The organism is Actinoplanes sp. NPDC049599 (assembly GCF_044465625.1).
GTDB lineage: Bacteria > Actinomycetota > Actinomycetes > Mycobacteriales > Micromonosporaceae > Actinoplanes.
On sequence record NZ_JBITLX010000003.1, the window covers coordinates 49,779 to 68,916 of the forward strand.

Genomic DNA, 19,138 nt, shown 5'->3' on the forward strand with positions numbered 1-19,138 from the left:
CGGCTCCCCTGCCGGAGGGCCGTTGTGCTGGGTAGGGTGCGCGAGTGCCCGATCATCTGCCTGACTGCCCGTGCTGCGGCGGCGCCCTCTCGCCGGTCGACTTCGCGGTCCGCTCGACCTGGCCGGACCCGCTGCTCGCGCTCGCACCGGAGGACCGCGACGCCACCTGGGGCAACGAGCACCTGCGGATCGCCGACGGGCTGGGCGCGTTCGTCCGCTGCCTGATGCCGGTGCGGCTGACCGGCGGCGGCACCCTGGAGTACTCGGTCTGGCTGCGGGTGCCCGAGCCGGCGGTGCGGCACGCGAGCGAGATCTGGGAGGCGCCGGAGTATGCGGAGCTGCGCCTCGAGGGCACGGTGGCGAACGCGGTGCAGCCCTGGACCGACCTGGTCGGCGCGCCGGCCCGGGCCGAGGTGCGCGATCCGGAGGCGATCCCGTACCTGGCGGCCGACGAGGGCACGCTGGTGCACCGGGTGCTGCACGAGGAGTGGGACCGCGACGACGTGCTGAGCCGGATCACGTACGCGCTGCCGGCCCCGGTGCGGCAGCGCATCACCACGCGCTGGTCGCTGGAGCGCTCGGCGGGCCTGGAGCTGCGCCGGCACGAGGACCGCATCTACTTCAGCGGCCCGGGCCGCACGGTGCACCTGGATCCGCTGGGCACCCCGCCGGAGTCCACGCCGGCCGACGTGATCCGCGAGCTGACCGCGGACGCCCCGCGGGACCGCGACGGCGAGCAGACCGAGACCGCGGGCGAGACCCACCGGTACGCCTTCTGGCGGCCCGCCCTGGGCGACGGCCGGATCGTGCACAACCTGCACGGCTTCGTCGCCGTGCCAGGTGACGTGCTGCACGTGGGTCTGGTCTTCGACGACCCGGCTGACCTGCCCTGGGCCCAGCACGTGTGGCGCTCGATCCGCCCCGAGAAGGGCTGACGGCCCGCCCCGTGCTAGCGTTACACAGCCGACGCGGGGTGGAGCAGCTCGGTAGCTCGCTGGGCTCATAACCCAGAGGTCGCAGGTTCAAATCCTGTCCCCGCTACGAAGCAGAACGGCCCGTCAGAGTTCCTCTGGCGGGCCGTTTCGCATCACCCGTCCGCGTGCTCCCGGGAGTCGGCATGGCCAGTTGGCAGATGAAGGGCGTGGCGGCGTTCGTCCGCGTCGCCTACAAGCACAGGTACGCCACCGAGGCCGGCGGGCGGGCGGTGCTGGCGAAGCCCAAGGGCCCGTCGGCCCCACCGCCGGGGATCCGCAAGCGCTGCGTGGTCGCGCACCGCCAGGTCAACGGCCGGGACGTGTACGTGGTCCGGTCCCGCCGCGCCGCCGTCGGCCCGTCCGAGCACTCGGTGATCTACCTGCACGGCGGGGCGTACACCAGCGAGATCGTCAAGGAGCACTGGGCGCTGATCGCCCACCTGGCCGAACGCGCCGGCCACGACGTCCACGTCCCGATCTACGGCCTGGCCCCGCAGCACCACGCGCTGGAAGCCCTCGACCTGATCACCAAACTCATCACCGACCAGACCGCCGAAGGCCGCCGCTGCTACCTGGCCGGCGACTCCGCAGGCGGCGGCCTGGCCCTCCTGGCCGCCCAGGCAGTCGCCGCCGACCCGGGCCGCCCGGTAGCGGGCCTGACCCTGATCGCCCCCTGGCTGGACCTGACCATGTCAAACCCGGAAATCCCCGCGGTAGAACGCACCGACCCCTGGCTCACCCGAGCAGGCCTCCACCCGATCGCCGCCGCCTGGGCCGACACCATCCCCCGCACAGACCCCCGCCTGAGCCCCCTGTACGGCCCCCTGAAGGACCTACCACCCCTCCACCTACTCGTAGGCACAAGAGACATCACCCTGCCGGACTGCCGAGCCCTACGAGACCGCCTCCACCCAGAAACCCCCCTGGAATACCACGAAGAACCGGAAGCAATCCACGACTACCCCCTCCTCCCAGTCCCAGAAGCCCGCCCCGCAAGAGAAGCAATAATCAAACACATCAAAAAAACCCTCACCTAACCAAAAAGGGCAAAAACCAAAAAGCAAGCACAACTATCACAAAAAAACGAAAACGAGCAGCACGAGAACGAGCAGCGACAGCGCGACAGCGCGAGCGGCAACGACAGCGACAGCGACAGCGACAGCGGCAACGACAGCGGCAGCGACAGCGGCAACGGCAGCGACAGCGACAGCGACAGCGGCAACGGCAACGGCAGCGACAGCGGCAGCGGCAGCGGCAGCGCGAGCAGCGCGACAGCAGCAGCGCCGCAACCACCGCACCGTGGGGGTCTGGGGGCTCGGCCCCCAGGCAGAAATGCGAAGAGGCCCCAGTCCGCGCTTTCCGCGGACAAGGACCTCTTCGACTCGTAGCGGGGACAGGATTTGAACCTGCGACCTCTGGGTTATGAGCCCAGCGAGCTACCGAGCTGCTCCACCCCGCGTCGTAGCTCAACCCTAGCCTGGGGCTTGCCCCACATGCAAAACGGCCCCCCGTAACCTCCCCCACACGTGCGCGCGGCCCGCCGGTAACCCGACGGGCCGCGCACCGTGTCACCAGGTCAGCCGCTTGGTGTCGGGGCCGGCGCCGATGGTGCCGTGGACGGCGCCTGCGATGGCGGGACCGAGGGACCCGTCGTCGGTGTCGCCGTGCCCGCCGCCTTCTGCGCCGCCTGGAAGTTGTTCATCGCCGTTTCCAGGGCCTGCAGGGCCTGGCCGTACTTCACGAAGTCGCCCGACGCCTGGGCCGTCTTCACGTCCGCGATGGCCTTGTCCAGGGCCGCCGCCGCCTGGGCCAGCTGGCCGGTCAGCGCCGGCGGCTGGTCCGTGCCGGCCGGCGGGGTGGTGCCTCCCGGCGGCGTGGTCGTCGGGGGCTGGTTGCTCTTGCCCTGGGCGACCAGCTTGTCCAGGCCCTCCTTGAGGCTGTTCGCCAGCACCACGTACGTGCCGCCGTCGCCGTAGGACATCAGGACCTTCTGCAACAGCGGTACGGCGTCCTGCTGCCCGCTCTTGACGTACACCGGCTCGACGTACAGCATGCCGAGGCCGACCGGCAGCGAGATCAGATTGCCGAACAGCACCTGGGACTGGTTGCTGTTGGACAGCAGGGTCAGCTCGGACCGGACCGTGGTGTTGTTGGTCATCCGCTGGTGCACCTGGACCGGGCCCTGGATCGCGGTCTGGTCCGGCAGCTCCAGCACCTCCAGGACCGGCTTGTTGTCGACGTACGACCCGGAGATCAGCGCCGCCAGGTTGTCCCGGTTGTTCGGGGTGACCGCCGAGGTGAGCTGGAAGCGGGTGCCCTTCTGCCCCGGCAGCTCCACGTTCAGGTAGAACGGCGGTTGCTTGACGCCGCTGTCCGGGTCGTCGGGCACGTTCGGCACCTGCCAGAAGTCCTGGCCGCTGAAGTACTCGCTCGGCGTGGTGACGTGGAACCGGGCCAGCAGGTTGCGCTGCACCTTGAACATGTCCGCCGGGTAGCGGAAGTGCGCGGCCAGCGACGCCGGCGTCTGGGCCTTCGGCGTGATGAGCTTGCCGCCGAACGCCTGGTTCCAGGCCTTGAGGACCGGGTCGCCCTCGTCGAACTCGTAGAGCGTCACCGTGCCGTCGTACGCGTCCACGGTCGCCTTCACCGAGTTGCGCATGTAGTTGATGTTGTCCCGGGCGAGCGCGACCGTGCCCCGGTTGGTGAGCTCGTCGGTCGTCTCCTCCTGCAGGTTGATCCGCTGCGCGTACGGGTACGTCGCCGCGGTCGTGTACCCGTCGAGGATCCACTTGATCCGCCCGTCGACCACGGCCGGGTACGGGTCGCCGTCGATGGTCAGGAACGGCGCCACCTTCTCCACGCGGGAGCGGGGGTCACGCACGTACATCAGCCGCGACTTGTTGTTGACCGCGTCGGAGAGCAGGAAGTTGCTCTCGGTGTTCTTGATCGCGAAGACCAGCCGGCGGAAGAACGAGCCGATCGGCACGCCGCCGCTGCCGGCGTACGTGTAACGCTCCTCGGCGTTTTTGTCGTTCGGCTGCGGGCGGTCGAACTCGGTCCGCTTGTTCTCGTCGGTCTGCCCGACGATGGCGTACTCCGTCGACTGCTCGCCGAAGTAGATCCGCGGCTGGTCGACCTTGATCTCCTCGGTCTCCGAGGCACAGCCGGGCTGCTGGTCGTCGCCGAGGAAGCCGGAGACGAAGTACGGCAGACCGCCGCAGACGACCTGGTTGGCGGGAGCCGCCACCATGCCGTAGCCGTGGGTGAAGACCGTGTGCCGGTTCAGCCAGTTCTGCTGCTGGGTGGTCAGCGCGTTGTCGTTGATCTCGCGGACGCCGACCACGTAGTCCTGCGGCTTGTCGTCGGCCAGCGTGTACCTGTCCACGTCCAGCTTGGGGCCGAAGTCGTAGAAGCCCCGGACCTGCTGCTGCTGGGTGTACGCCTCGGAGACCAGCTGCGGGTCGATCAGGCGCACGTTCTGGGCGCTGGTGTCGGAGGCCAGCGTCGCCGGCGGCACGGTCACCGAGGCCGCGTACGGCCGTACCTCGGTCGCGGCCAGGCCGAACGCCGCCCTGGTGGCCTCGATCGACCGGGCTATGTACGGCGCCTCCTTGTCCGCCAGGCTCGGCTGGACCTGGAAGTTCTGCACCGCGAGCGGGTAGATGCCGCCGATCGCGACCGCCGAGATCGCCAGCAGGGCCAGCGAGACGCCGGGCCACACCAGGTTTCGCATCACCGCGTTGGAGAACACGATGATCGCGATCGCCACCACGATGGAGATGTAGGCCAGGATCTCCTTGGCCGGCAGCAGCGCGTTGACGTCGGTGTAGCCGGCGCCGTACAGGCCCGGGGAGACGTGCTGCTCGAGCAGCAGGGCCCGCCGGTCCAGGATGTAGGCGACCGCCTTGAGCAGCACGAAGAACGCCACCAGAGTGGTCAGGTGGGCCCGCGCAGCGGCGGTCATCCGATCGCCGACGCCCTGCAGCCGCACGCCGCCGAAGATGTAGTGCACGGCGAGCGCGCCGATCACCGACAGCACGATGGTGGTGAAGCCCACGCCGAGCAGGTAGCGCCACAGCGGGTAGTCGAAGATGTAGAAGCCCACGTCCACGTTGAACTGCGGGTCCTTGACGCCGAACGACTGGGAGTTCTGGAAGAGCATCCAGTCCTTCCAGCGGCTCTGCGCGGACAGGCCGGCGAAGAAGCCGATGACCACCGAGACGATGGTGATCCAGGTGCCCAGCCGGGGCTGGATGACCATCCGGTAGCGCTCGAGCGTGGCCTGCTCGGCCGAGTGCGGACGGAGCAGCGGCCGGAGCCGATAGGCCAGGTAGAGGTTCGCTGCGATCACCAGCGCCATCGCGAGCCCGATGGCGAGGAAGAGCAGCAGCCGGGTCACCAGTACGCCGGTGTAGACACCCGTGAAGTTGACCTCGTCGAACCACAGGTAGTCGGTGTACGCGTCGATGCCCCAGCCGAGCAGAGTGAACAGAAGGAAGACCCCTACCAGGACGCCGACGGTCACGCGACCGCGCCGGCTCATCCTCGGTAGAGGACTGTTACGCATGACCAACGGGAACCCCACAAAGTCGGACCGGTATTTCACATTACGGTGTTGCGCTGTTCCGTCTGGGGCACCTGCGCCGATTGTTATTTCGCGGTGCAGGGTTTCGGGGTGCCGCCGCCGGTGAAGGTCTGCAGCGCGGTGAGCGCGTCGTCCACCGTGGCCACCTCCGCCATGGTCAGCCCGGGCACGGCGTTGCGCAGGGCCTCGGCGCAGTTGTCGGCGGGCACCAGGAAGAGCGTGGCGCCCGCGTCCTTCGCGCCGACCAGCTTCTGCGGGATGCCGCCGATCGGGCCCACGTTGCCCTCGTCGTCGATGGTCCCGGTGCCCGCGATGATCTTGCCGCCGGTCAGGTCGGCCGGCCGCAGCTTGTCGATGATGCCCAGGCTGAACATCAGCCCGGCGCTGGGCCCACCGATCTCGTCCAGGTCGATCTCGACGTCGAACGGGTGCGGCTGCCGCTTGTCGATGGCCACGCCGATGCGCGGGGTGCTACTGCCCTCGGCGGCCTTGGTCCTGATGGTCGCGGTGGCGGCCTTGCCGGCCCGGGTGTAGCCCACGGTCAGCGCCGTGCCGGCGGGCTCGGCCTGCACCAGCTGGGTCAGCTTGTCGGGGCTGGTCACCTCGGTGCCGTCGACGCTGGTGACGACGTCGTCCTTCTGCAGCACGCCGACCGACGGGCCGTCCTTGGTCACCTCGGTCACGAACGTCTGCACCGGGTAGCCGAGCTCGCGCAGCGCCACTGTCACCGCGCTGTACTGCGAGGACTTGAACTCCTCGGCGTTCTGCTCCTCGACCTGCTGCTCGCTCTGGTCGGGCGGATAGATGAGGTCACGCGGCACGACCGCCTGCTCGTCGCTGAACCAGCCGCGGATCGCCCAGACCAGCTCGACGCTCGGCTGGACCCCCACGGTGGTCAGCCGGAGCTGGCCGGCCGAGGTCGAGGTGTCCGCCTTCGTCACCTGGATGACCTCTTTGCCGTTGTCCGAGCCGAGCGTGTTGACGGTCGGCCCCGGCTTCAGCACGACGTAGGGCAGGGGGAAGGCCATGACACCAACTGCCAGCAGTGCGGTGATCAGGGCGCCGAGGATGACCGTGACACCGCGACGTCTCATGCGCGTGAGACTACCCACCGACCCTGAGTTCTCTCTGAGCTGACACCGGCATTGGTCACGAAGGCCGCTGACGCGCGTACCGTTGGGGTGTGCCTGATATCCCGTTCGGCTTCAGCCTGCCGGGCGCCCAGCCGCCCGATCCCTCCGACCCGCAGCAGATGCAGCAGTTCATGAATCAGCTGCAGCAGATGTTCGCCGCGCCCGGGAGTGGCCCGGTCAACTGGGACCTGGCCCGCCAGGTGGCGGCCAGCCAGCTGAGCGCGACCGGCGACCCCGCGGTGAACATGTACGAGCACAACGCCGTCTCCGAGGCCCTGCGCCTCGCCGACCTGTGGCTCGACCCGGCGTCCGCGCTGCCGTCCGGCATCCGCGACGCGACAGCCTGGAACAGAAACGAGTGGGTGTACAACACCCTCGACGTGTGGAAGAAGCTGTGCGACCCGATCGCGGGCCGCATGGTGGGCGCCATGGGCGACCTGGTGCCCGAGGAGGCCCGCGCCCAGCTCGGCCCGATGCAGTCCATGGTGGCGACGCTCGGCGGCGCGCTCTTCGGCGGCCAGCTCGGCCAGGCGCTCGGCCAGCTCGCCGCGGAGGTGCTCTCGGCCGGCGACATCGGCCTGCCGCTGGGCCCCGGCGGCACGGCGGCGCTGGTCCCGGCGAACATCAAGGCCTACGGCGACGGCCTGGAGCTGCCCGAGGACCAGGTCCGGCTGTACGTGGCTCTGCGCGAGGCGGCCCACCAGCGCCTCTTCCAGCACGTGCCGTGGCTGCGCGCCCACGTCCTGAACGCCGTGGAGACCTACGCCAACGGCATCACGGTCAACCGGGAAGCGATCGAAGAGGCGATGAGCCGCGTCGACCCGTCCGACCCGGAATCGATGCAGCAGATGGCGCTCGAGGGCATCTTCACCCCGGAGGACACCCCGCAGCAGAAGGCCTCACTGGCCCGGCTGGAGACGGCGCTCGCGCTGATCGAGGGCTGGGTGGGCCACGTCGTGGACAGCGCGGCAGGCGACCGGCTGCCGGCGGTGGCAGCCCTGGGCGAGGCGTTCCGGCGCCGGCGCGCGGCAGGCGGCCCGGCGGAGCAGACCTTCGCGGCGCTGGTCGGCCTCGAGCTGCGCCCCCGCCGGCTGCGCGAAGCAGGCGCCCTGTGGGCAGCCGTCACCGAGCAGCGCGGCGTCGCGGGCCGCGACGCCCTGTGGGACCACCCCGACCTGCTCCCGACCGACGAAGACTTCGCCGACCCGCAGAAGTTCGCGGCGGTCAAGCCGGATTGGGACATCTCCGAGCTGGACAATCTGGGCGGCACCGACGAGGAAAAGAACAAATAAAGAGCAAATTCCGGTCGTGCCTGGTTGCATGGCACTGACCGTCGCTCCCGCCGAACGCAGGCTGGTTGCATGATCGATCCGCTGCCGGCCGGCCGCACGGTTCTGTCCGATACCAGCCGGCCGCACGGTTCTGTCCGATACCAGCCGGCTGCATGGGTCGTTGCGGCTGATTGCATGGTGGGGCTTGGGGGCGGGGTCCACGGGAGTGTTGACACCGGCTCACCACACGGCTGCCACCACCCACCCCGACCGGGGCGGGGCGGGGTCCAGGCGGGTGACCGGGGCTCTCCACGTTGCTCGGGTCGACATTCCGGGCGCCGCATCGGATAGCGCGGGCGCCGCGGGCGATGTTGTATCGCTGGGGCGCGGCCCGCACCCGCTCGACTTTCGCCGTTTCTGGATCACGGTCCCCGGCGATCCAGCCCGTTGCCGGGTTCATCCGGTATGCAGGATTGGCGGTAGTAGAGATTGAAGGGTTCATCTCAGGAGGAAAGGGGCGCGAGTAGTGGACCTTGTAGCGGTGCGGTTCGGCTAGAACGTTCTAGCTCACCAAGATCTGCGGGAAGGTCGCCGCTGAGGCTGCGACGGCGCTGAGCGGCGAAAGTCGACCGCACCCGCGCTTTCCAAGATCTATGAAGCGGTCGGCAGCCGCCCCTCGGTGCGGGCACCATATGGGGTGATCTCAGGCATTGCCGGCCGTTGCGGGTGCCCGTGAGCTGGTAGCGGGCTGTCGCCGTGCTCCCCCTGGGGCGACGCAGAGCTCAGCCGGCTCTTGAAGTGCATCCTGCAGCGGGCCGGTCGAGGCGAAGTCCCGAAATCCTCGACGAGAACTTCGCGAACAAGAACTTCGAGACGCTGCCCGACCTCCGCGGACGCTGAAGGCCCAGGCGCGCAAGGGCTCCGCCACATGGCGAAAGTCGAGCAACCTCAACTCTCCAAGATTCGGTGCTTGGCCGGCGATCGGTGGGTGGTCAGCCGCCGAGGAGGGCTCGGGTGTTCTCCCAGCCTTCCAGGGCCGGGTCCAGCGTTGCCAGGTCGTGGGGGCCGCGGAGGCGGTGCCAGTCAGCGGTCGATTCGACCAGGCTGGGCTGCGGCGCGGTCCGGCGGACTGTCATCGGGGTGGCGGTGTCGAGGTTGATGTCGGCCAGCCATTCCGGTGCCGGCAGCGTGGACGCCACCGCCAGCAGGCCGCTTTCCTGACCGGTGGGCGCGACCGCCACCGGCTTGCTGCTCAGCGGGCGCAGCAGTTTCCCCAGCACCATGCCCGGCACGTCGGCCGCGTCGGCGGCCAGGACCGCAGCCTGGTCGAAGCCGGCGGCCGTCGCGGCCTCGAGCACCGGCAGCACCGTCGCCGTGCGGACCTCGTAGATCGGCATGCCCGGCCAGGCGATCTCCCGAGCCAGCGCGAGGTCGTCGGCGGTGGCGGCGATGGCCGGCTCGGCCTGCGCGAGGCGGGCCAGCAGGTCGACTACGTCCTCGGCGAGGGCGGCCCGCCACTTGCCCAGGTCGGTGCCGGGGGGACTCCAGGTCACCGGGGTGAGCAGCGCCACCACCACACGTTTGGTCACGCCCGAAGGCTAACCGCCGGGGTTTCAGTCGTCGGCGAGGACCAGGCCGGTTGCCGCCGAGATGCCCTCCAGGTAGCCGCGGGCTCGTTCCGCTTTCGGGTAGCGGTTCACCAGCTCCCAGAATTCCGTGTTGTGGCTCGGCACGACCAGGTGCGCCAGCTCGTGCAGCAGCACGTAGTCGATGACCCAGTCCGGCATCTCCTGGATCCGGTGCGAGATGCGGATCGTGCCGTCGTCGGGGGTGCAGGAGCCCCAGCGGCCGTTCTGGTTGGTCACCCAGCGGACGCTGGCCGGCACGATGTACTCGGCGTAGTCGGGCAGGTGCCGCGAGATCAAGCGGCGGGCGCGGGCCAGCAGCTCGCTGTCCGTGCGCCGGATGCGCTCCTCGCGCGCGGCGAGGCGCTCGAGCATCCGCGCCACCCATTCGGTCTCCTCCGCACGGGAGAACCGGTCGGGGATCAGGACGACAACACGCTCGCCCTCGCGGTACGCGGACACTGTGCGACGCCGACGCTGGCTGCGCCGCACTTCGACGACAGGCTTGCGCGTCCTGGTGGCCATTACCGGCTCGCGCGGCCCAGACTAGGGTTCACATTGCGACGTTAATCTGTCAGGGCCAGGTCACCGCAAGGGTACGGGAAACGACACGCGCCCAAAATGTGACCTACGCCCCAGGAAATCCGAAAATATTTTCCGCGCCCGCGCCACCGCTGGCGGAAAAACCCACGCTATCCGAAGAAACAGTCGCGTACCGCGTGGGGTTAAAAGTCCTGTTTCTGACGATCTAGCGTATTTCGTCGGCGTGTCTCCTCGTATGTACCCAAAAAGGATCATCCGGCCCGGCACACTCAGGCCGTCGACGACACCGCCGACGCTGCGCTGACATGGAAATGGCCCGACCTGGGTAGTGACCGCCCCGAGCGGGTGGCCACATTCACGTGGTCGCGGAGCGGTCCGGCGCCGAACACAACTCGCGGCAGGTCGCCGCGAGCAGGGCACAGGGCCGATCCGGCCGACAACATGACGAGGAGGAACCGTGGCCGACACCACGTACAACGGCTACTGCGTGAAGTGCAAGGAGAAGCGCGACTTCCAGGGCACTGTCGAGGTCTCGAAGACCGGCATGAACATGGCCAAGGGCAAGTGCCCGGTCTGTGGCACGACGGTCAACCGGATCCTGGGCAAGGCCAAGGCCTGATCGCGCCGGATGAGCGAGGGCGGGGGTGACCATTCTGGTCGCCCCCGCCGGTCTTTGCACCCTGGTCACCCGTTCGGGCCGTAACCCGTCACGGAGTAAATACTTTGAGTGATTAGGCGGCCAATCCCGTCGCCTGTGGATAACTTGTCGAATCCTGTGGATAACCCAGCGTTCGCGCGGGGCCGCCCTGTGGACAACAAATCCGCTGCGCGTCGGCGCCGTGACACCGTGTCATGCCATGAGCCGTACGCCGCTGCCCCGGCCGACGCTGCTGCCGGGCCTTCCCCGCCTCTGGCGCACTCCGCACACGCTGCAACTGGGCCTCGACCCGGCCCGTGCCGTCCTCCTTGATCTGCCCGATCCGCGGGCCGCGGGCCTGCTTGATCTCCTCGACGGCTCGCGGCCGGAACGCCTGGCCGTGGCCCGGGCCGGCGCCCTCGGGGTCCGGGCCGACGACGCGGGCCTGCTGCTCGACACCCTGCACGCGGCCGGCCTGGTGGTTCCCGCCCGGCGCCTGTTCCCGCCCGCGATGCCGGCCCGGCTGACCGCGGAGGCCGCCGCCCTGGCCTTCTCCGGGCCGGCTGCCGCACCCGCCCGCACGCTGCGGCGACGGGCGGCAGCCAGAGTCGTCGTCACCGGTCCCAGCCGGCTCGCGGCCGGCGTGGCGGTCGCGCTGGCCGAGGCCGGGACGGGACACGTGCACCCCGACCTGACCGGCCCGGTGGCCCGCCACGAACCCCCGGGCGGCCCGCTCACCGACGCCGAGGTGGGAGAGCCGCGCGCCGAGGCCGTGGCGGCGGCCGTCCACCGGGCGGCACCCCACACCCAGACCCGCCCGGTACGCCGCGGTGCGGCATCCCTGGTGATCCAGCTGGGCCACGACCACCCGGCCGCCCCGCCACCCGTGACCGGCACACACCGCAACCGCCCCCACCTCACGGCCACGATCCGCGAGGGCGCCGTGGTCGTCGGTCCGCTGGTCCTGCCGGCCGGCAGCCCCTGCCCGAACTGCATGACCCTGCACCGGGCCGACCGCGACGCCACCTGGCCACGCACCCTGCCGCCCCCGGCGCGGGCGACCGTGGAACCGTGCGGGGTGGCCACCCTGCTGGCCGCTGTCGCGTACATCACGGGAGAGGCCCTGAGCTACCTCGACGGGGAGGTCCCGGCGATCCTCGGGGCCGAGGTGGTGATCAGCGCACCGGGGCGCATCCGCCGTCGGAGCTGGCTGCCACATCCGTCCTGTCCGTGCACCCGGCGTCGGTCCCGGCGGGGCGGCGATTGATCGCCAGTGATCGGACTTTTGGCACGTCCCGGACCGAACAAGAGCCACGAGGGCGGTTGATCGGCGTCGCGTCGGTAACAATGATCTGGTGACCGACATCCCGCGTCGTGCAGCGTCCCGCACCGCCAAGCTCGCCGCCCTCCCTCTCGGCTTCGCCGGGCGCACGGTGCTGGGACTCGGCAAGCGGGTGACGGGCATCGCGACGGACGTCATCTCCGCCGACATCCAGCAGCGCACCGCCGAGCAGCTCTTCAGCGTCCTGGGCCAGCTCAAGGGCGGGGCGATGAAGTTCGGGCAGGCACTGTCGGTGTTCGAGGCCGCGATGCCCGAGGAGATGGCCGGGCCGTACCGGCAGGCGCTGACCAAGCTGCAGGAGGCCGCGCCGCCGATGCCGGTGGCCAGCGTGCACAAGGCCCTCGCCGAGCAGCTCGGCGCCGACTGGCGGGACAGGTTCGCCGAGTTCGACGACGTTCCGGCCGCCGCCGCGAGCATCGGTCAGGTGCACCGGGCGGTGTGGAAGCTGCCGCCCAGCCGCAGGGGCGCCAAGCCGAAGACGCTCGACGTCGCGGTCAAGGTGCAGTATCCGGGCGCCGGCGAGGCCCTGCTGGCCGACCTCAAGCAGCTCGGCCGGCTGGCCGGCATGTTCAAGATCATCCAGCCCGGCATGGACATGAAGCCGCTGCTCACCGAGCTGCGCGCGCGGATCACCGAGGAGCTGGACTACGCCATGGAGGCGGAGGCACAGACCGCCTTCGCCGCCGGGTACGCCGACGACGAGGACATCTTCGTGCCGCGGGTGGTCGCCTCCGCGCCCCGGGTGCTGGTCACCCAGTGGATCGACGGCACCCCGCTGGCAAAGGTGATCACCGAGGGCACCGAGGCGGAACGCGACGAGGCCGGCCGGCTGATGGCCACGCTGAACTTCTCGGCGCCGGCCCGGACCGGGCTGCTGCACGCCGACCCGCACCCCGGCAACTTCCGGATCCTGCCCGACGGCCGGCTCGGCGTGATCGACTTCGGCGCGGTGGCCCGGCTGCCCGGCGGGCACCCGGAGCCGATCGGCCGGCTGGTCCGGCTGGCGCTGGACGGCGACGCCCAGGCGGTGGTGGACGGGCTGCGCGACGAGGGCTTCATCAAGCCCGACGACGTGCTGGACGCCCAGGCGGTGCTCGCGTTCCTGCGACCGATGATCGAGCCGGTGGCGGTGGACAAGTTCCGCTTCACCCGCGCCTGGATCCGCGGCGAGGCCACCCGGCTGTCCAGCCCCAAATCGCCGGCCTTCCAGCTCAGCCGCAAGCTCAACCTGCCGCCGTCGTACCTGCTGATCCACCGCGTGACGCTGGGGTCGATCGGGGTGCTGTGCCAGCTCGAGGCGCAGGCGCCGTACCGGGCGATCCTGCAGAAGTGGCTGCCCGGCTTCGCCCCCGTCGCGTGACGCGGGTGCAGCGCGCCGAGCCCGAGCAGGAAAGGGGCCCGTCCGCATTGCGGACGGGCCCGTCGGATTTCCGGTGTCAGAGGCGTCCACCCAGTTCACGGGCAGCCCGCTGGCGGGCCTCCATCGCGATCTGACGAGCTCCTCGGTGTGCCTCAGGGTTGTGGTTGGCCTGAGGCCGACGCATTCGTGCTCGGGATAGCGCTTCTTGGATAAGTTTCACCTTGGTCGTTCCGTTCGTGTTCACGACAGTCGTTTCCGTCTCTGGTCGAAGGGGTTGGGGAAGCTCAGGCCGCGAGGCGGACCGAGTTGCGGGACTCGAGACCGTTGGCGGCGAGCCGCTCGTCGACCTCGACCTGGAGCTCGGCGTCGCGGGCGACGTCGACCTTGCGGGGACGGCCACGGGGCCGCTTGCGCGGCACCACAGCGCCACGCTCAAAGATCTCGCCTCCCCAGACACCCCAGGGCTCGTTCCGCTCGACCGCGCCGGCGAGGCACTCGACGCGCAGCGGGCAGTCCCCGCAGAGCGACTTGGCCAGTTCCAGCTGGGCCGGGGAGTCCGAGAACCAGAGGTCCGGGTCGAACTTCCGACAGGGCAGGTTTGCCTCAAGCTCGACGCTCACGTCGAGTGGGGCCAGCGCCAGACTCATAAAGCCCGGTCACCTCTCTCTTCTTCTCGATCTTCTGGATCGTGTTACCGGTCGTGCACCGGCCGGTGAGCCGGCAAAAAAGTAAGGCCGCGGATCCCTGTTACGGGTTCCGCGGCCTCGAGGTGAGCCGGTTGGTCTGTTAGACCGGCCTTCCTCGAGGCGGGACACCGCTGGCACCATCCGTCATGCGCTTGGAGATGCCGTTGCTGCCCACGAACCCAGTGATCCCGTTGCTTCCATCGACGCCCGCCAGGGTCCGGACCAGCTCGGCCTGGATCTGGACCTGGTGCACCTGCGAAACGGGAGCCCGCTCAGCAACCAGGAGCGCCACGGGGGCGGATTCCGGCAGCCACGAAGCGGACGGAGCGCAGACAGCAGCAAGCAGCGTCGACGGTCGCTCGATCGTGTAGTTGAGCTTCACCGGTGCCACCTCCTCCATCGCCTTGCGCTCGAATCGTGCTCTGTTGGTCCTTGATGAACATGGTTTTAACCCGTGCTCGTCAAGGTGTGCACTGAGGCTAAGCCCGCCCGCGGGGGGAGGGCAAACGAATTAACGGACTAGTTTTCAAAGTTTTCCGAAGCGAGCTCCGCGAGGCTCGCGCCGCCCACCAGAGCGAACACCGCGGCCCCGTACTGGCCCAGCTTGCGGGGGCCGATCCCGGCGATCGCCAGCAGCTCCGCCGGGGTGCTCGGCCGGCGCTCGGCGATCGCCACGATCGTGGCATCGGTGAACACCACGTACGCAGGGACTTTCTGCTCGGCCGCGGACGCCGCGCGCCAGAGCTGGAGGCGCTCGAAGAGCTCCTCGTCGAGGTCCGACGGGCAGGTCGGGCAGCGGCCCAGTTTGCGGTCGGCGCCGGCCATCAGCGTCGCGCCGCAGATCCGGCAGGAGACCACGGTGCTGCGCCGTTTGACGGCTTTCCGACTGCCGCCCGCGACGCTTGCCTTTTCCAGCCCGTTGCTGGTCTGGCCGAGCTGGGGCAGGAAGCGGCAGGGCCGCCGCGCCCGGCCGCCCGGTGACCGGCTCTGGCCGTAGGACAGCCAGACCCACTGCCGGGCCCGGGTCACCCCGACGTAGAGCAGGCGGCGCTCCTCCTCGAGCTGCTCCGGCGTTTTCGCGTACGTCGTGGGCAGCGTCCCTTCCGCCAGCCCGACGAGGAACACCGCGTCCCACTCCAGGCCCTTCGCGGAGTGCAGGGACGCCAGGGTCACGCCCTCGACCGTCGGGGCGTGCTGCTGCTCGGCGCGGTGGGCCAGCTCCGCGCAGAACGCCGAGAGCGACAGGTCGTGCTGGATCGCCCCGGCCTGGCCCAGCGGCAGCAGGTCGGGCGCGCGGGCGTACTCCTCGGCGAGCGCGACCAGCGCCGCGAGGGCCTCCCACTGCTCGCGCTGCGCCCCGCCGGCCGGGGGCTGATCGCGGGCCCAGCCGGTCGCCGAGAGCGCCTCCACGACGGCCTGGACCAGCGGGGTCTCCCCCGGCGTCGAGCGCACGGCCGAGCGCAGCGCGATCATCGCCCGGCGCACCTCGGTGCGTTCGAAGAACCGCTCGGCGCCCCGGACCACGTAGGGCACCTCCAGCTCGGCGAGTGCCTTCTCGTACGCCTCGGACTGCGCGTTGGTGCGGAACAGCACCGCGATCTCGCTGGCCGGGGTGCCGGCGGCGATCAGCTCGCGGCAGCGCCGGGCGACCGCGACGGCCTCGGCCGGCTCGTCCGGGAAGATCTTCAGATCCGGCTCGGCGCCGGGCGGGCGCTGGCCGATGAGCTCCAGGCGCAGCTTGGCCTCGGCGCCGCGGGCCTGCTTGATCACCGCGTTGGCCAGCCCGACCACCTGCGGGGTCGAGCGGTAGTCGCGGACCAGCCGGACGACCACCGCGTCGCGGCGCTGCCGGGGGAAGTCGATCAGGTATGCCGAGGTGGCGCCGGTGAACGAGTAGATCGTCTGGCTGGCGTCGCCGACCACGGTCAGGTCGTCGCGCCCACCCAGCCAGGTCTCCAGCAGCCGCTGCTGCAACGGGTTGACGTCCTGGTATTCGTCCACGACGAAGTGCCGGTACTGCGAGCGGACCTGCTCGGCGACGTCGGCGTGCTCCTCGATGCCCCAGACCGCGGCGCGCAGCATGTCCTCGAAGTCGATGACGCCCTGGCGCCGCTTGAGCGCCTCGTACGCCGCGAAGACCTCGGCCACCTTGCCCGCGTCGTACGGCGGCTCACGCAGCGCCTTGGCCGCGGCCACGACGTATTCCCCCGGCTCGACCAGCGACGATTTCGCCCACTCGAGCTCGCCGGCCAGGTCGCGGGCGGCGGTGCGGTCGGCCCGCAGCCCGACCCGGTTGGCCGCGAGCGCCACCAGGCGGGCCTTGCTCTCCACCAGTTCGGGCATCACCCGGCCCTCCAGCAGCCGGGGCGCGAAGTAACGCACCTGGCGCAGCGCCGCCGCGTGGAACGTGCGGGCCTGCACCCGGCCGGCGCCGAGCGAGGTGAGCCGGGCGCGCATCTCGGCGGCGGCCCGGGCGGTGAAGGTGACGGCGAGGATGTGCCGCGGGCTGATCTCACCCTGCAGCGTGCGGTAGGCGATCCGGTGGGTGATGGCCCGCGTCTTGCCGGTGCCGGCCCCGGCCAGGATGCAGACCGGCCCGGCGGGAGCGGTCACCGCCCGGCGCTGATCGGGGTCGAGCCCGGCTAGGACGCGTTCGGCTGTCACAACCGGGAATCATGGCACCCCGGTCCGACGTTTCACCGGATGGCGTACCGCCATGTGATGTCTGCGAAGGGATCCCGACCGATGTTGACCATGTACTCGACCTCCTGGTGTGGCTACTGCCACCGGCTCAAGTCACAGCTCGATCGGGAGGGCATCCAGTACGACGTCATCGACATCGAGCAGGACACCGAGTCGGCCGCGTTCGTGATGGGGGTCAACGGCGGTAACCAGACCGTGCCGACCCTGCGTTTCGCCGACGGGTCCGCCCTGACGAACCCGTCGATCGTGCAGGTCAAGGAGCACCTGGCCGCCATCTCGGCCTGACCTGCCGGTCGTCGGTGCGGGGCCGGTCGCGCTGCGGCCGGCCCCACCCGTGCTACGGGATGAGCGCGGGAACGCTCGAGTCGAGCAGGCCCTGGCGCTTGAGCTCGCCGTAGAGCGGGGTCGTCTCGGGGTAGTGGCCCCAGGCGTGGTCGCCGCTGCCGTCGCCGGCGCCGCCGAGCAGCTGCTTCTGCACCGGCGAGTACGTTGCCCACTCGGGCGTGTCCGGCAGGTCGCGGACCTCGTCGCGGCCGGCCACCCAGCGGTAGGTGTAGCCGAAGAAGGCGCCCACCCGGGTGATCGGCGAGTAGTTGTCCGAGCGCGCGTGCCACAGCCGCCGGTCGAAGACGACCACGTCGCCGGGGTTCGCGGTGATCTGCAGGGCACCCTCGGGCTGCGGCCACGGGACCCCGCGTGACGGCGGCCCCGGCAGCCAGTTGGTCAGGTGGCTGCCCGGCAGGACGGTGAAGTTGCCCCGGCCGGTCTCGCTCACGTCCGACAGCCAGTAGGCCAGCTTCACCGACATCCGCGGGCGCGGGTCGGTCTCCAGCTCCCGGTTCTGCCGGCCGCCGTCCTGGTGCCAGTGCCACCATTCCTTCTGCTGCTCGTGAATCTGCGGGTGCACATCCACGTGCGAGTGGTACACGTGCACATTCCAGCCGAGAATCGACCAGATGTACTTGAACGCCTTCGGGTGGTCCAGCAGGAAAGCCAGTTCCGGGTTGTTGGTGACCGCGGAGAGCTGGTGCAGGGCGCCGGTCGGCCCGAGGCCGCCATCGCGGGCCGCCCTCTCCTTGGACCGCAGGATCGCGGTGCGCGCGATCGCGACCTCGTCCTCGGTGAGAACAGCCGGGATGACCAGGAATCCGTCGCGGTCGAACCGCTCCCGTTCCGTGGCCGTCATCGGCGTCCAGGTCTGCTGCTCGGCAAGCAGGGACATGCGATTACCTCTTCCTCCGTGTCTGCCCTTCCAGACGCAGGAGCATCCCCGCAACGTTGCTAAGTCAGTGTGAAAGATTCTTTGATTAGAGAAATATGAATCTCTTATCGGGGAAAATCGCCCAACCACCGCTCAACGAGATAAAAGGCGATCGAGGACCGCATAGGTAGATTCATCCGGACGCCGCTGGTCGGCTCGACGTAGTCGCCGGCGATCATCCGGGTGATGTCGTCACGGGTGAACCAGCGCGCCTCGTCGATCTCCTCCGGATCCACCGAGATCGGCTGGTCCCGGTCGGCCACCGCGGTGTAGCCGAGCATCAGCGAACCCGGGTACGGCCAGGACTGGCTGCCCTCGTACTGCCAGGAGCGCAGCCGGACGCCGACCTCCTCGCGGACCTCGCGCACCACCGCGGCCTCGGCCGACTCCCCCGGCTCGACGTAGCCGGCCAGGCAGGAGAACCGGCGCACGCCACCGGTCTCCGGCCAGGCGGCGTTGTGGCCCAGCAGGCAGCGCCCCTGCGGACCGGCGACGCCGTCGTGCACCAGCACGATCATCGCCGGGTCGGTACGCGGCCACATCGCCCGCCCGTCGGCGTCCACTCGCGACCAGCCCGCCTCGATGACGGTGGTGGGCTGGCCGTTGCGCGGGGAGAACCGGTGGCTGGCATGCCAGTTGCCCAGCGCCGCCGCCGTGGTGAAGATCCCGGCGTCGCGTGGGTCGAGGCGGTCGCCGATGTCGCGCAGCGTCCGCGGCTCGGCGTCGGCGGCCACGGGCAGCACGGCGTCGATCGCGAAGATCGGCACCCCGGCCGGGTCGACACCGAGGAACAGCCGCTCACCCTCGGGCGCGTCCTCGGAGCCGACCAGCACCAGGGACGGCGTGCCGTCCGGGCGCCGGCCGACCAGCGCCCGGCCACCCTTGTCGATGTCGATGATCAGCACCAGGCCGGTCTTCCACGCCTGGGCCAGCCAGTCGTCGTCCCGCCGGTGATGCGCCGCGCGGTCCAGCGAGGTGCGCGCCAGCGGCGGGCCGTCCAGCCCGGGCTGCTCGCCGA

Annotated in this window: 17 protein-coding genes and 2 tRNA genes; 8 read left to right on the forward strand and 11 right to left on the reverse strand. The window is 70.2% G+C overall.

Going from position 1 to position 19,138, the window contains the following annotated elements; all coding sequences use genetic code 11:
- Window positions 1–44 precede the first annotated feature (44 nt).
- The 3 genes from ACIBQZ_RS06380 (at window position 45) to ACIBQZ_RS06390 (ending at window position 2,011) form a co-directional block, all read left to right on the forward strand.
- Window positions 45–935: a DUF2199 domain-containing protein gene (locus ACIBQZ_RS06380; RefSeq protein WP_396087417.1), complete on the forward strand. Its 891-nt coding sequence runs from the start codon at window positions 45–47 to the stop codon at window positions 933–935.
- 32 nt (window positions 936–967) lie between these two features.
- A tRNA-Met gene (locus ACIBQZ_RS06385) sits at window positions 968–1,041 on the forward strand.
- A gap of 76 nt (window positions 1,042–1,117) precedes the next feature.
- Complete coding sequence (locus ACIBQZ_RS06390) at window positions 1,118–2,011, forward strand: alpha/beta fold hydrolase (protein WP_396087418.1); 894 nt, start codon at window positions 1,118–1,120, stop codon at window positions 2,009–2,011.
- Here the strand turns inward: ACIBQZ_RS06390 and ACIBQZ_RS06395 are convergent.
- The 4 genes from ACIBQZ_RS06395 to ACIBQZ_RS06410 form a co-directional block, all read right to left on the reverse strand.
- A complete protein-coding gene (locus tag ACIBQZ_RS06395; protein WP_396087419.1) occupies window positions 2,008–2,343 on the reverse strand; it encodes a hypothetical protein in 336 nt (111 codons plus the stop codon). The two genes, ACIBQZ_RS06390 and ACIBQZ_RS06395, sit on opposite strands and share 4 nt — an antisense overlap.
- 16 nt (window positions 2,344–2,359) lie before the next feature.
- A tRNA-Met gene (locus ACIBQZ_RS06400) sits at window positions 2,360–2,433 on the reverse strand.
- A gap of 117 nt (window positions 2,434–2,550) precedes the next feature.
- On the reverse strand, window positions 2,551–5,517 hold the full coding sequence (locus ACIBQZ_RS06405) for a UPF0182 family protein (protein ID WP_396087420.1): 2,967 nt from the start codon (window positions 5,515–5,517) through the stop codon (window positions 2,551–2,553).
- Window positions 5,518–5,624: 107 nt separating this feature from the next.
- A complete protein-coding gene (locus ACIBQZ_RS06410) occupies window positions 5,625–6,653 on the reverse strand; it encodes a PDZ domain-containing protein (RefSeq protein WP_396087421.1) in 1,029 nt (342 codons plus the stop codon).
- Between the two features lie 89 nt (window positions 6,654–6,742).
- Here ACIBQZ_RS06410 and ACIBQZ_RS06415 point away from each other — a divergent pair, with 89 nt between their 5' ends.
- Entirely contained in the window at window positions 6,743–7,984 is a 1,242-nt protein-coding gene (locus ACIBQZ_RS06415; protein WP_396087422.1) for a zinc-dependent metalloprotease, read from the forward strand.
- Window positions 7,985–8,955: 971 nt separating this feature from the next.
- On the opposite strand, the gene ACIBQZ_RS06420 is transcribed toward ACIBQZ_RS06415, so the two are convergent.
- Both ACIBQZ_RS06420 and ACIBQZ_RS06425 read right to left on the reverse strand, forming a co-directional pair.
- Complete coding sequence (locus tag ACIBQZ_RS06420) at window positions 8,956–9,552, reverse strand: hypothetical protein (RefSeq protein WP_396087423.1); 597 nt, start codon at window positions 9,550–9,552, stop codon at window positions 8,956–8,958.
- Window positions 9,553–9,576: 24 nt separating this feature from the next.
- On the reverse strand, window positions 9,577–10,113 hold the full coding sequence (locus tag ACIBQZ_RS06425; protein WP_396087424.1) for a M48 family metallopeptidase: 537 nt from the start codon (window positions 10,111–10,113) through the stop codon (window positions 9,577–9,579).
- 475 nt (window positions 10,114–10,588) lie between these two features.
- On the opposite strand from ACIBQZ_RS06425, the gene ACIBQZ_RS06430 reads away from it, so the two are divergent.
- The 3 genes from ACIBQZ_RS06430 to ACIBQZ_RS06440 all read left to right on the forward strand — a co-directional run bounded on the left by ACIBQZ_RS06430 (window position 10,589) and on the right by ACIBQZ_RS06440 (window position 13,470).
- Window positions 10,589–10,750: a DUF5679 domain-containing protein gene (locus tag ACIBQZ_RS06430; RefSeq protein WP_023562255.1), complete on the forward strand. Its 162-nt coding sequence runs from the start codon at window positions 10,589–10,591 to the stop codon at window positions 10,748–10,750.
- A 238-nt stretch (window positions 10,751–10,988) separates the two neighbouring features.
- On the forward strand, window positions 10,989–12,035 hold the full coding sequence (locus tag ACIBQZ_RS06435; protein ID WP_396087425.1) for a hypothetical protein: 1,047 nt from the start codon (window positions 10,989–10,991) through the stop codon (window positions 12,033–12,035).
- An 88-nt stretch (window positions 12,036–12,123) separates the two neighbouring features.
- Window positions 12,124–13,470 (forward strand): ABC1 kinase family protein, encoded by a 1,347-nt coding sequence (locus tag ACIBQZ_RS06440; RefSeq protein WP_396087426.1) that lies wholly within the window; start codon window positions 12,124–12,126, stop codon window positions 13,468–13,470.
- Between the two features lie 284 nt (window positions 13,471–13,754).
- Here the strand turns inward: ACIBQZ_RS06440 and ACIBQZ_RS06445 are convergent, their stop codons facing one another.
- The 3 genes from ACIBQZ_RS06445 to ACIBQZ_RS06455 form a co-directional block, all read right to left on the reverse strand.
- Window positions 13,755–14,117: a WhiB family transcriptional regulator gene (locus tag ACIBQZ_RS06445; protein ID WP_360545029.1), complete on the reverse strand. Its 363-nt coding sequence runs from the start codon at window positions 14,115–14,117 to the stop codon at window positions 13,755–13,757.
- A gap of 139 nt (window positions 14,118–14,256) precedes the next feature.
- The gene (locus ACIBQZ_RS06450; RefSeq protein ID WP_396087427.1) at window positions 14,257–14,538 is read right to left on the reverse strand and encodes a hypothetical protein; all 282 of its coding nucleotides are present in this window, start codon (window positions 14,536–14,538) and stop codon (window positions 14,257–14,259) included.
- A 137-nt stretch (window positions 14,539–14,675) separates the two neighbouring features.
- Window positions 14,676–16,820, reverse strand: coding sequence for an ATP-dependent DNA helicase UvrD2 (locus ACIBQZ_RS06455; protein WP_396087428.1), 2,145 nt, complete (start codon window positions 16,818–16,820; stop codon window positions 14,676–14,678).
- Window positions 16,821–16,901: 81 nt separating this feature from the next.
- Between ACIBQZ_RS06455 and ACIBQZ_RS06460 the strand changes: the two genes are divergently transcribed.
- Complete coding sequence (locus tag ACIBQZ_RS06460) at window positions 16,902–17,144, forward strand: mycoredoxin (protein ID WP_396087429.1); 243 nt, start codon at window positions 16,902–16,904, stop codon at window positions 17,142–17,144.
- Window positions 17,145–17,196: 52 nt separating this feature from the next.
- Here the strand turns inward: ACIBQZ_RS06460 and ACIBQZ_RS06465 are convergent, their stop codons facing one another.
- Window positions 17,197–18,081 carry a phytanoyl-CoA dioxygenase family protein gene (locus ACIBQZ_RS06465; RefSeq protein WP_396087430.1) on the reverse strand — a complete coding sequence of 295 codons (885 nt, stop codon included), beginning with the start codon at window positions 18,079–18,081 and terminating at the stop codon, window positions 17,197–17,199.
- A 104-nt stretch (window positions 18,082–18,185) separates the two neighbouring features.
- The gene (gene nudC, locus ACIBQZ_RS06470; RefSeq protein ID WP_396087913.1) at window positions 18,186–19,121 is read right to left on the reverse strand and encodes an NAD(+) diphosphatase; all 936 of its coding nucleotides are present in this window, start codon (window positions 19,119–19,121) and stop codon (window positions 18,186–18,188) included.
- Window positions 19,122–19,138: the final 17 nt, after the last annotated feature.

Excerpts from the sequence above, each read along its gene's own strand:
- ACIBQZ_RS06390 (WP_396087418.1), top strand. The coding sequence starts at position 1,118 with ATGGCCAGTTGGCAGATGAAGGGCGTGGCGGCGTTCGTCCGCGTCGCC.
- ACIBQZ_RS06405 (WP_396087420.1), bottom strand. The coding sequence starts at position 5,517 with ATGAGCCGGCGCGGTCGCGTGACCGTCGGCGTCCTGGTAGGGGTCTTC.
- ACIBQZ_RS06410 (WP_396087421.1), bottom strand. The coding sequence starts at position 6,653 with ATGAGACGTCGCGGTGTCACGGTCATCCTCGGCGCCCTGATCACCGCA.
- ACIBQZ_RS06425 (WP_396087424.1), bottom strand. The coding sequence starts at position 10,113 with ATGGCCACCAGGACGCGCAAGCCTGTCGTCGAAGTGCGGCGCAGCCAG.
- ACIBQZ_RS06435 (WP_396087425.1), top strand. The coding sequence starts at position 10,989 with ATGAGCCGTACGCCGCTGCCCCGGCCGACGCTGCTGCCGGGCCTTCCC.
- ACIBQZ_RS06445 (WP_360545029.1), bottom strand. The coding sequence starts at position 14,117 with ATGAGTCTGGCGCTGGCCCCACTCGACGTGAGCGTCGAGCTTGAGGCA.
- ACIBQZ_RS06460 (WP_396087429.1), top strand. The coding sequence starts at position 16,902 with ATGTTGACCATGTACTCGACCTCCTGGTGTGGCTACTGCCACCGGCTC.
- ACIBQZ_RS06465 (WP_396087430.1), bottom strand. The coding sequence starts at position 18,081 with ATGTCCCTGCTTGCCGAGCAGCAGACCTGGACGCCGATGACGGCCACG.